Origin of the sequence: Nonomuraea salmonea, assembly GCF_042428605.1 — a bacterium.
GTDB classification, from domain to species: domain Bacteria; phylum Actinomycetota; class Actinomycetes; order Streptosporangiales; family Streptosporangiaceae; genus Nonomuraea; species Nonomuraea salmonea.
On sequence record NZ_JBHMCF010000003.1, the window covers coordinates 36,299 to 46,341 of the forward strand.

The following is a 10,043-nucleotide window of genomic DNA, read 5'->3' on the forward strand; positions in this document are numbered from 1 at the left end:
GGTCAGGCCTGGGTGATCGACTGGAAGATCGGGTTGAACACCTGCTCCTGCTGGGTGGTGAGCGTGGTGTACGTGCGCAGCTTGGCGTAGTCGGCCTCGGAGGGAAACATGAGCGGGCTGTCGATCATGTCCTCCAGGGCCTTCTTGTCCTCGCCCTTGGCCGTCTTCGCCTTCTCCCTCAGCAGGTCCTGCACGGCCGGGACCGGGGTGACGAACTGGATGTACTCGTCCAGCTCGGCGGCCACGGCCGGCTGGTAGAGGTAGTCCATCAGCATGAGCGCGTCGACCGGGTTGGCGGCGCCCTTGGGGATGAGCATGTTGTCGGTCCAGATCGTGCCGCCCTCGGCGGGCACCACGAACTTGACGGGCTCGCCGGCGAGCTGGCGCTGGAAGACGTCGCCCGACCAGGCCATGGTCACCCAGACGTCGCCCTTGGACACGGCGTCGATATACGACTGATCATAATATTTCCGCACAATTCCGGCGTCGCGCTGGGCCTTGAGCTTCTCCCCCGCCTTGCGCCAGTCCGCCTCGGTCGACTTCTCCGGGTCGATGCCCAGCGCGATCATCCCGAAGTTGCCGATCTCCTGGGCGTCGTTCATCATGCCGACCCGGCCCTTGTACTTGGGGTCGAACAACGCCTCGATGCTGGTGATGTCCTCTTTGACGTACTCGGTGTTGTACGCGATGCCGGTCACCCCGGACGTGTACGGCACCGTGTACTTGTTGCCCGGGTCGTAGGACCGCTCCTTGTACTTCTGCCCGGCGTTGGCCTGGAAGTTCGGCAGCTTGGAGTGGTCGAGCGGGATCGCGTAGCCCAGCTCGATCATGTGCTGGAGCTGGATGCCGTTGGTCATGACGACGATGTCGTAGCCCAGTGACTGCCCGGCGCGCAGCACCGGGTCGGCCTTGCCGAAGAAATCGGCGTTCTCCTGGATGACCTCTTTGTACTCGTACGCGATGCCGGTGTCCTTCGAGAACCGCTCCAGCGGAGCCTTGTCCTCGGGCATGTACTCCGGCCAGTTCGCGAAGACGACCTTGCCGTGCTTGGTCTGCTTGGCCCAGAAATCGGCCACCGCGTCCGCCTTCGGCGGCGCCTGCTTCTGTCCCTGCACGCCGCAGGCGGCCAGAGCCAGTCCGGCCGCCGAGAAACCGGCCAGCCTGAAGACGTCGCGGCGGGTGCGGGGCTGCGTCATTCCACGCATGAGGAGGGGGTTCATGGGGTGCTATCGACTTCCAATCACGTACGAGTGCTGCGCCTGCCAGGACAGCCACACGGAGTCGCCTCGCTCCGCCGTCGCCGTCGCGTCGTGGGCATTCTGCTGGAACACGGTGATGACGGTCTCCCCGGCCCCCTCAGCGAGCCGCACCGCGTAACTGTTGTAGGTGCCGAGGTAGACCACCTCGGCGACGGTGCCGCGGACGGCGCTGCGCTCGCGCGCGGGCTCGTCGGCGCCGATGGTGATCTTCTCCGGCCGTACGGTCACCGTCACCTCGCCGTCGTGCCCCGGCACCAGCACCCGGCCGTCGCCGACCTTCAGCTCGCCGTCCCTCGCGGTGCCGGCGAGCAGGTTGGAGGTGCCGATGAAGCCGGCCACGAACGGCGTCGCGGGCCGCTCGTAGATCTCGCGCGGACCGGCGAGCTGCTCGACCAGGCCGTCGTTCATGACGGCGATGCGGTCGCTCATGGTGAGCGCCTCGCTCTGGTCGTGGGTGACGTACACGAACGTGATGCCGACCTCGCGCTGGATGCGCTTGAGCTCGATCTGCATGGCCTGGCGCAGCTTGAGGTCGAGCGCGCCGAGCGGCTCGTCGAGCAGCAGCGCCCTGGGCCGGTTGACCAGCGCCCTGGCCAGCGCCACCCGCTGCTGCTGGCCGCCGGACAGCTCGCGCGGCATGCGCTTCTCCCGGCCGGTCAGATCGACGATCTCCAGCATCTCGCCGACCCGCCGCCTGATCTCCTCCTGCGGCGTCCTGCGCTGCCTGAGCCCGAACGCCACGTTGTCCCAGACGCTCATGTGCGGAAAGAGCGCGTAGGACTGGAAGACCATGTTGACGTCGCGCCTGTTCGGCGGGACGTTCGTGACGTCCTGGCCGTGCAGCTTCACCAGGCCCTTGGTGGGCGCCTCGAAGCCGGCGATCATCCGCATGGTCGTGGTCTTGCCGCAACCGGACGGGCCGAGGAGGGAGAAGAACTCCCCCTCGGCGATGTCCAGCGTCACGCCTTTGACCGCCTGGACGACCTCGCCATGCGAGAGATACTCCTTGACGACGTCTTCAAGCTCAATCGCACTCAGCCCGGTCATATCCAGGATTTTTCCTTGCTATTCGCCGATGTAGTGCATGACGTGCTTGACCCTGGTGTAGTCGTGCAGGCCGAACACCGACAGGTCCTTGCCGTACCCCGAGTGCTTGAAGCCGCCGTGCGGCATCTCCGACACGAACGGGATGTGCGTGTTGACCCAGACCACGCCGAAGTCGAGCCGGTTCGACATGCGCATGGCGCGGCCGTGGTCGGAGGTCCACACCGAGCTGCTCAGCCCGTAGCGGACGTCGTTGGCCTTGGCCAGGGCGTCGGCCTCGTCGCTGAACGTCTGGACGGTGATCACGGGGCCGAAGACCTCGTTCTGCACCATCTCGTCGTCCTGCTTGAGCCCGTCCACGACGGTCGGGGCGAAGAAGTAGCCGCGCTCGCCCACGCGGTGACCGCCGGTGAGCACCTTGGCGTGCGCCGGGACCCGGTCGATGAAGCCCTGCACCCTGGCGAGCTGGTTCTCGTTGTTGAGCGGGCCGTAGAGCGCGTCCTCGACGCCGCGGTCGCCGGTGACCGTGGCGGCCGCGGCCTCGGTGAGCGCGGCCACGAACTCGTCGTGCACGCTCTCCTGCACGAGCACCCGGCAGGCCGCGGTGCAGTCCTGGCCCGCGTTGTAGAGGCCGGCCATCGCGATGTCGGCGGCGGCCTTGCCGAGGTCCTTGACGTCCTCGAACACCACGACCGGCGCCTTGCCGCCGAGCTCCAGGTGCACCCGCTTGAGGTCGTCGGCGGCGCTCTTGGCAACCGACATGCCCGCGCCGACCGAGCCGGTGATGGCCACCATCGCCGCGGTCGGGTGGCCGACGACCAGTGCGCCGGTCTCCCTGTCGCCGGTGACGACGTTGAAGACGCCGGGCGGCAGCACGGAACCGAGGATCTCGGCCAGCTTGAGCGTGGAGACCGGAGTGGTGTCGGACGGCTTCAGCACGATCGTGTTGCCCGCCGCGAGCGCGGGGGCGATCTTCCAGACCGCCATCATCATCGGGTAGTTCCACGGCGTCACCTGACCGACGACGCCGATCGGCTCGTGCCTGATGACGCTGGTGTGCTCGGCCAGGAACTCGCCGGCCGTCGGGCCCTCGAGCGTGCGGGCCGCCCCGGCGAAGAACCGGAAGTGATCGGCGGCGATCGGCGTCTCGTCCTCGGCCATGCGCGCCAGTGGCTTGCCGGTGTTGCGGCACTCGTCCTCGTTGATCTCGTCGGCCCGCGCCTCGATCGCGTCGGCGACCTTCAGCAGCAGCCCGGCCCGCTCGCCCGGGGTGGTACGGCCCCACGACTCGAAGGCGGCGGCCGCGGCGGCGTAAGCGGCGTCGACGTCCTCCTGCCCGGAGACGGGCGCCTGGACGTACGCCTCACCCGTGCAGGGGTCGATGATGTCGGAGAACCGGCCGCTCTTGGCGTCCACGAACTCACCGTTGATGAAGTTCTGCAGACGGGTTGTCATTCGCCCTCCTGGACAGGTGGCTGAGATGCCGCGACTCTGACAGAGCAGGTGCAGCTGGACAAGGGATTTCGTGGTGAAGATATCAAATTGCTACGAATTCGCTTGACAGACCGCCAGGAACTGACAACATGTCGCACCAGGACGGCAACCCAGCGGGAACGCCCCCGTAACGCCGACCCGCTAGGAGGAATCCTCTCGATGACGACGCCGCCGCGCGTACGCCGAAACAACGGCAAATCCGGGCCCGTTGTGCTCGACGACCTGTCCAAGCAGATCATCGAGCAGCTCCAGGCCGACGGACGCAAGCCGTACGCGGCGATCGGCAAGGCGGTCGGGCTGTCAGAGGCGGCCGTCAGGCAGCGCGTCCAGCGGTTGCAGGACGCCGGGGTCATGCAGATCGTCGCGGTCACCGACCCGCTCACGCTCGGCTTCCCCCGCCAGGCCATGATCGGCGTCAACTGCGAGGGCGACCTGGAGTCGGTCGCCGACGAGCTGGCGGCCATCGACGAGATCGACTATGTGGTGCTCACGGCGGGCTCCTTCGACGTGATCGTCGAGGTGGTCTGCGAAGGTGACGGCCACCTGCTGGAGATCCTCAGCAAGATCCGGGCCATCCCCTCCGTCCGCGCGACCGAGTCGTTCGTCTACCTCAAGCTGCGCAAGCAGACGTACTCCTGGGGCACCCGCTAGCCGGCTTACGCCCCTGCTTTCGGCCCTACTTTTGCCCCTACTTTTGCCCCTACTTTTGCCACGGCCCGCACGGGTGCGCCGTCCGCGCCCGGCAGCCGCAGTGGCAGCAGGAACACCTCGATCGGGCCCGCCTCCGCGAGCAGCCGGTCGAGCCCGGTCAGGTTCTCGGCGATGACCGCGTGCGCGCCCAGCAGCGCCCGATGCGCGGGGAAGTCGGCGGCGGGCGTCGGGTCCACGCTGAACGCGTCGATGCCCACCGTCCGCACCCCGCGCTCGACCAGCAGCTCCGCCGCCTCCTCCGTCAGGTAGGGGTGCTCGGTGTAGCGCGCGCTCCCCCACCACCGCGACCAGCCGGTGGCGACCAGCACGATCACGCCGGGCTCGACGTCCTGGAACGGCTCAGGCCCGATCGGCGCCCGCGGCGGCAGCCCGCGCGCGTCCACCACGACCGCCGGCCCGCAGAACCGATCCAGCGGCAGCTCGTCCAGCGCCGGCAGCGCGTCGTCGATGTGCCGTGGCGCGTCCACGTGGGTGCCGGAGTGGGAGCCGAGATGCAGGCCCAGGACGTTGACGCCGTCGCGGGCCACGGTGAGCGCCGGGCCGGTCGAGACCTCGGGATCGCCAGGGTAGACGGGCATCCCGGTCTCGACCGGCACCGACAGATCGACGATCGCCATCAGGCCACCGGCTCGGTGGCCGCGGTGATGGGCAGCACCGGCGTGTCCGCCGCTCTGACCAGGCGCGGCCCCTGCGGGCCGTAGACTTCGCGCGGCTCGGGGAAGGCGGTCAGCAGCGCCAGGTAGAGCAGCGCCGCCACCGCCAGACCCAGCGGCAGCGACACGTCCACGCCGCCCGCCAGGTCGCCCAGCGGGCCGACGAACTGGCCGGGCAGGTTCACGAACGCCAGCGCCGCCCCGGCCGAGACCAGCCACGCGCTCATGCCGCGCCAGTTCCAGCCGTGCGTGAACCAGTAGCGGCCGCCGTGCTGGCGCCGGTTGAACACCTGCAGCGCCTCCGCGTCGTACCAGCCGCGCCGCGTCACGTAGCCGATCATCATGATCACCATCCAGGGTGCGGTACACGTGATGATCAGTGTGGCGAACGTGGAGATGCTCTGCGTGAGGTTCGCCGCGAACCTGCCGACGAAGATGAACAGGATCGACAGCGTGCCGATGAACACCGTCGCCCGCACCCTGGAGAAGCGCGGGAAGACGCTGGAGAAGTCGAGGCCGGTGCCGTAGAGGGAGGTCGTGCCGGTGGACATGCCGCCGATCAGCGCGATGAGGCAGACCGGGACGAAATACCAGCCGGGCGAGATCGCCAGCAGGCCGCCCACGTAGTTCGGGGCCGCCGGGTCCACGTACTCGGCCGCCTTGGTCGCGATGATCGACGCCGTGGTCAGGCCGAACAGGAACGGCAGGATCGTGGCGATCTGCGACAGGAACGCCGCCGCCATCACCCTGCGGCGCGGGGTGCTCGCCGGGATGTAGCGCGACCAGTCGCCCAGGAACGCGCCGAACGAGACCGGGTTCGACAGCACGATCAGCGCCGCGCCGATGAACGACGGCCAGAACAGCGGGTCGCCCGGCTTGATCGCGCCGGCGTACGACGGGTCGAAGTCGCCGGCGAAGGCGAACACGCCCAGCACGAACAGCGCCGACGCCGCCGCCACCGCGATCTTGTTGACGAACAGCATGAAGCGGAAGCCGTACACGCAGACCACGAGCACCAGGACGGCGAAGACGGCGTACGCGACCGCGTACGACAGGTCGGTGTCCGGCAGCCCCATCAACCGGTGCGCGCCGCCCACCAGCGCGTCGCCCGACGACCACACCGAGATGGAGAAGAACGCGATCGCCGTCAGCAGCGACAGGAACGAGCCCACCACCCGGCCGTGCACGCCGAGGTGCGCCGATGAGGAGACGGCGTTGTTGGTGCCGTTCAGCGGGCCGAACAGCGACAGCGGCGCCAGGATCAGCGCGCCCACGACCAGCCCCAGCACGGTCGCGGCCAGCCCTTGCCAGAACGACAGCCCGAACAGGATGGGGAAGGCGCCGAGCACGCAGGTGGCGAACGTGTTCGCGCCGCCGAAGGCCACCCTGAACAGGTCGAGGGGGCGGGCGGTGCGGTCGGCGTCGGGGATGCGCTCGACGCCGTAGGTCTCGATCTCGGTGATGGAGCCGCTCATCCCGTCTCCTCCTCGGTCAGCGCCATCAGGCTGACCAGGTCGTACGCCACGTGGGACGCGGCGATCGAGGTGATCTCCGCGTGGTCGTAGGCCGGGGCGACCTCCACGACGTCGGCCCCGACGAGGTTGCTGCCCGCGAGACCGCGCAGGATCTCCAGCAGCTCGCGGCTGGTCAGCCCGCCCGCCTCCGGGGTACCGGTGCCGGGGGCGTGGGCCGGGTCGAGCACGTCGATGTCCACCGAGACGTACAGGGGACGGTCGCCGACGCGCTGCCGCAGCAGGTCGATCACCTCGTCCAGACCGCGCCGCAGCACGTCGGCCGCGGTCACGATGCCGAACCCGAGCCGCCGGTCGTCCTCCAGGTCCTTCTTGCCGTAGAGGGAGCCGCGGATGCCGACGTGGCTGAGCGCCTCGGTGTCGAGCAGGCCCTCCTCGACCGCCCGCCGAAACGGGGTGCCGTGGGTGTACTCGGCGCCGAAGTAGGTGTCCCAGGTGTCGAGGTGGGCGTCGAAGTGCACCAGCGCCACCGGGCCGTGCCTGCGCGCCGCCGCACGCAGCAACGGCAGGGCGATCGTGTGGTCGCCGCCGATCGTGACCAGCCGGGCGTCCATGCCGCCTGCCGCGTCCTCGATCGTCTCGATGGCGGAGCCGATGTCGAACGGGTTCACCGCGATGTCGCCGGCGTCGGCGACCTGCGCCCGCGCGAACGGGGAGACGTCCAGGCCCGGATGGTACGGCCGCAGCAGCCGCGAGGCCTCCCTGACCGCCGCGGGGCCGAACCTGGCCCCCGGCCGGTAGGAGACGCCGGTGTCGAAGGGCACGCCGACCACCGCCACGTCGGCCCGCTCGACCTGGTCGAGCCGGGGTAGGCGGGCGAAGGTGGCGAACCCCGCGAAGCGCGGGACCTTGGAGGAGTCGACGGGTCCTGTGTTCATGTCCGCCAGTGTTCGTCATGGCTCTGACCTGCGGCAATTGTAGGTGCCACGAAGTACTACGGTGTGTGTTGTGGCTGACCACAAGCTGACCGTCGAAAACCTCCTGCGCTCCCCCGCCCTGCAGCTGCGCCTGCTCGCCGGGGAGGCGGGGCTGTCCCGCTCCGTGTCGTGGGCGCACGTCAGCGAGCTCGACGACCCCACGCCGTGGCTGCTCGGAGCCGAGGTCATCATGACCACCGGCATCGGCCTGCCGCGCGCCGCCGCCCGGCAGCGCGCCTACCTGCAGCGGCTCGACGACGCCGGCGTCTCCGCGCTCGCCCTGTCGGCCCAGCTCCACGTGCCGCCGCTGCACCCGGCCTTCTTCGAGGCGGCCGAGGAGCGCGGGATGCCGGTGCTGGAGGTGCCGCTGGCGGTGCCGTTCATCGCGATCGCCCAGGAGGTGGCCGCGGCGCTGCAGGAGGACGCCAGCCACCGGCTCGGCGCCCAGCTCCAGGTGTTCGGCGCGCTGCGCTGGCTCGCCGCCGAAGACCTCGACACCGCCACCCTGTTCAAGCGCCTGGAACGCCTGTCCGGCTACGACGTCTACCTGTCCACCCGCAGCGGCCGTCCGCTGCTGCCCGGCGTCCCGGTGCCGCCCCTCGACGTGCTGCCCGCCGAACCCGACGCGCCACCCACGATCCCGGGCGGCTTCGTCCTGCCCGTCTCCGCTCCTGGCGGCCCTGCGGGCCATCTGGTGGCCCTCGAACGCGAGGGCGCCCGCCCCGCCGGCCTCGCCGTGGTCCAGCACATCGCCACCGTCGCCGCGCTGCAGGTCGCGATGGCCCGCCACGAACGAGAGACGCTGCGCAGGGAGGGCGCGGAAACCCTGGCCGAGCTGCTCCAGGACCTCCTCGACCCACCCGCCGCCCGCCGCCGCCTCGCCCGTCTCGGCCTCCCCATGGACACCGACACGGTCCTGCTGGTGGCCCGCGACCTCCCGGAAGACCTCACGGGCGGGGCGCGAGGTGGAGCGGACGAGGCGCTACGCCGCGCACTCGACGACCTCCCGCACCTGATGCTGCGCCGAGGCGACGACCACTACGTCCTGGGCCCGCCCGCCATCGCCCCGGCGGTGGCCGCCGTGCCGGGAGTGGCCGCCGGCCTCAGCCGCCCCTTCCCACCCGGCACATCCCTGAGAGTCGCCCAACGGGAAGCCGTCTGGGCCGCCACCAACGCCGCCGAATCCGGCAAGCCGTTGGTCCACTACGGCGACGACACCACGGGCCGCTGGCTCCCCGACGACCCCGCCACCCTGTCGGCCCTGGTCGACCACGTGCTGGGGCCGGTGCTCGCCTACGACGAGGCCCACTCGTCACGGCTGCTGACGTCCGTACGGGTGTGGATGGAACGCAACCGGCACGTGGAGGACGCCGCGTCCGCCCTCCACATCCACCCCAACACCTTGTCCTACCGCCTGCGCCGCTTCACCGACCTGACAGGCCGCGACCTCACCTCGACCAGCGCCTTCGCAGAGGTCTGGCTGGCCATCCGCGCCGCCCGCCACCTGGGCCTCCTCGGCCCCTGACATCACCCGAAGACGTCCTCGACCGACTCAGCGGTGATCGCCCTGATGTGCCACTGGTCCAGGACACCAAGGTCCTCACAGGCCGTGACCCGCTGCCGCACCGCCTCGGACACCACCAGCCCCCGAACCTCGAGCACTTCGATGACCGCCCTTGCCGCCCGTGCGATCTCCCCTTGGATCTTGCCCTCGGCGAGTCCTCGGATCTTGCCTTCGGCGAGGAGGCCCTCCACGTACTCGCCCTGATACGGATACGTCATCGTGCTCATGCCTCGGTTCCACTCTTCCTGTGCGTCACCCAGCAGTGACAGATTGACATAACGAGCGTACCGCCACGCCTGCTCCGTATCGATGTGATCCAGCGCCTGTTGCAGGACGGCGAAGATCGTGGCGAACTTCGGGTGTTCGCTCTGCGTGATGGCGGAGATGATCGCCAGGCCGATGTTCTCCGTGGCCTGGGCGAGGTCGGTGATGACCGGGGTGTTGCCCGCGTGGATGATGAGGGCCTTGAGGATCAGCCCCGGGTGGCCGGTGTGGATCTCACGGGCGGCCCAGCGGGCCGCCTTCCTGGTCGGGCAGATGACGACCAGGCAGGCCGGGCACCGCTCACGCGCCCGGAAGTTGGCGATGTACTCCAGCCACGCATAGAGCTTGTCATCGTCCTGGTCGCGCTGCGTCTCGACGATGACGCCGAATCTCTCCTCTCCCGTGCCGTAAAGGATGGCGTTGTCGGCCCGGCAGACGCCGGGATCAGCTTCCGAGAGGTCGGGCGAGGCGAGTCGCGCCGCGCCCTCCTTCGGGACGGGAAGGTCGAACAGGGCCCTCAGCATCTCGCGGGTGTATTCGAGATTGAGAGTGGCGATCTTGTTCAGACCTTCATGTTGGGCCGTGACCATGGCCGAAAGATTACT

The 10,043-nt window shown here is 69.5% G+C and carries 9 protein-coding genes; 2 read left to right on the forward strand and 7 right to left on the reverse strand.

From position 1 onward, the window contains the following. Nucleotides 1-2: 2 nt before the first annotated feature. The 3 genes from ACFFR3_RS01380 to ACFFR3_RS01390 are packed head-to-tail and all read right to left on the reverse strand — an operon-like array spanning nucleotide 3 to nucleotide 3,758. Nucleotides 3-1,196, reverse strand: a complete 1,194-nt coding sequence (locus ACFFR3_RS01380; RefSeq protein WP_345398081.1) for a polyamine ABC transporter substrate-binding protein — start codon at nucleotides 1,194-1,196, stop codon at nucleotides 3-5. A 30-nt stretch (nucleotides 1,197-1,226) separates the two neighbouring features. After that, on the reverse strand, nucleotides 1,227-2,306 hold the full coding sequence (locus tag ACFFR3_RS01385) for an ABC transporter ATP-binding protein (protein ID WP_364382925.1): 1,080 nt from the start codon (nucleotides 2,304-2,306) through the stop codon (nucleotides 1,227-1,229). 18 nt (nucleotides 2,307-2,324) lie between these two features. Then, complete coding sequence (locus ACFFR3_RS01390; RefSeq protein WP_345398078.1) at nucleotides 2,325-3,758, reverse strand: gamma-aminobutyraldehyde dehydrogenase; 1,434 nt, start codon at nucleotides 3,756-3,758, stop codon at nucleotides 2,325-2,327. A gap of 198 nt (nucleotides 3,759-3,956) precedes the next feature. On the opposite strand from ACFFR3_RS01390, the gene ACFFR3_RS01395 reads away from it, so the two are divergent. Continuing rightward, on the forward strand, nucleotides 3,957-4,448 hold the full coding sequence (locus ACFFR3_RS01395) for an Lrp/AsnC family transcriptional regulator (protein WP_355422752.1): 492 nt from the start codon (nucleotides 3,957-3,959) through the stop codon (nucleotides 4,446-4,448). A gap of 5 nt (nucleotides 4,449-4,453) precedes the next feature. Here ACFFR3_RS01395 and ACFFR3_RS01400 read toward each other — a convergent pair whose 3' ends face one another. From ACFFR3_RS01400 to speB, 3 genes are read right to left on the reverse strand one after another with little or no spacing between them, the layout of a single operon-like run. Next, a complete protein-coding gene (locus tag ACFFR3_RS01400; protein WP_364382929.1) occupies nucleotides 4,454-5,125 on the reverse strand; it encodes a cyclase family protein in 672 nt (223 codons plus the stop codon). Beyond that, nucleotides 5,125-6,636, reverse strand: coding sequence for a purine-cytosine permease family protein (locus ACFFR3_RS01405; RefSeq protein ID WP_345398075.1), 1,512 nt, complete (start codon nucleotides 6,634-6,636; stop codon nucleotides 5,125-5,127). Before ACFFR3_RS01405 ends, ACFFR3_RS01400 begins: the two co-directional genes overlap by 1 nt. Further along, the gene (gene speB, locus ACFFR3_RS01410) at nucleotides 6,633-7,571 is read right to left on the reverse strand and encodes an agmatinase (RefSeq protein ID WP_379482473.1); all 939 of its coding nucleotides are present in this window, start codon (nucleotides 7,569-7,571) and stop codon (nucleotides 6,633-6,635) included. Before speB ends, ACFFR3_RS01405 begins: the two co-directional genes overlap by 4 nt. A gap of 70 nt (nucleotides 7,572-7,641) precedes the next feature. Between speB and ACFFR3_RS01415 the strand changes: the two genes are divergently transcribed. After that, on the forward strand, nucleotides 7,642-9,135 hold the full coding sequence (locus ACFFR3_RS01415) for a PucR family transcriptional regulator (RefSeq protein ID WP_364382936.1): 1,494 nt from the start codon (nucleotides 7,642-7,644) through the stop codon (nucleotides 9,133-9,135). Nucleotides 9,136-9,137: 2 nt separating this feature from the next. Here ACFFR3_RS01415 and ACFFR3_RS01420 read toward each other — a convergent pair whose 3' ends face one another. Then, nucleotides 9,138-10,028, reverse strand: a complete 891-nt coding sequence (locus ACFFR3_RS01420) for a hypothetical protein (RefSeq protein WP_345398072.1) — start codon at nucleotides 10,026-10,028, stop codon at nucleotides 9,138-9,140. Between the last annotated feature and the right edge of the window lie 15 nt (nucleotides 10,029-10,043).

What these genes read in the sequence shown, in the direction of transcription:
- ACFFR3_RS01380 (WP_345398081.1), bottom strand. Translation starts at nt 1,196, where the DNA reads ATGACGCAGCCCCGCACCCGCCGCGACGTCTTCAGGCTGGCCGGTTTC.
- ACFFR3_RS01385 (WP_364382925.1), bottom strand. Translation starts at nt 2,306, where the DNA reads ATGACCGGGCTGAGTGCGATTGAGCTTGAAGACGTCGTCAAGGAGTAT.
- ACFFR3_RS01390 (WP_345398078.1), bottom strand. Translation starts at nt 3,758, where the DNA reads ATGACAACCCGTCTGCAGAACTTCATCAACGGTGAGTTCGTGGACGCC.
- ACFFR3_RS01395 (WP_355422752.1), top strand. Translation starts at nt 3,957, where the DNA reads ATGACGACGCCGCCGCGCGTACGCCGAAACAACGGCAAATCCGGGCCC.
- ACFFR3_RS01400 (WP_364382929.1), bottom strand. Translation starts at nt 5,125, where the DNA reads ATGGCGATCGTCGATCTGTCGGTGCCGGTCGAGACCGGGATGCCCGTC.
- ACFFR3_RS01405 (WP_345398075.1), bottom strand. Translation starts at nt 6,636, where the DNA reads ATGAGCGGCTCCATCACCGAGATCGAGACCTACGGCGTCGAGCGCATC.
- speB (WP_379482473.1), bottom strand. Translation starts at nt 7,571, where the DNA reads ATGAACACAGGACCCGTCGACTCCTCCAAGGTCCCGCGCTTCGCGGGG.
- ACFFR3_RS01420 (WP_345398072.1), bottom strand. Translation starts at nt 10,028, where the DNA reads ATGGTCACGGCCCAACATGAAGGTCTGAACAAGATCGCCACTCTCAAT.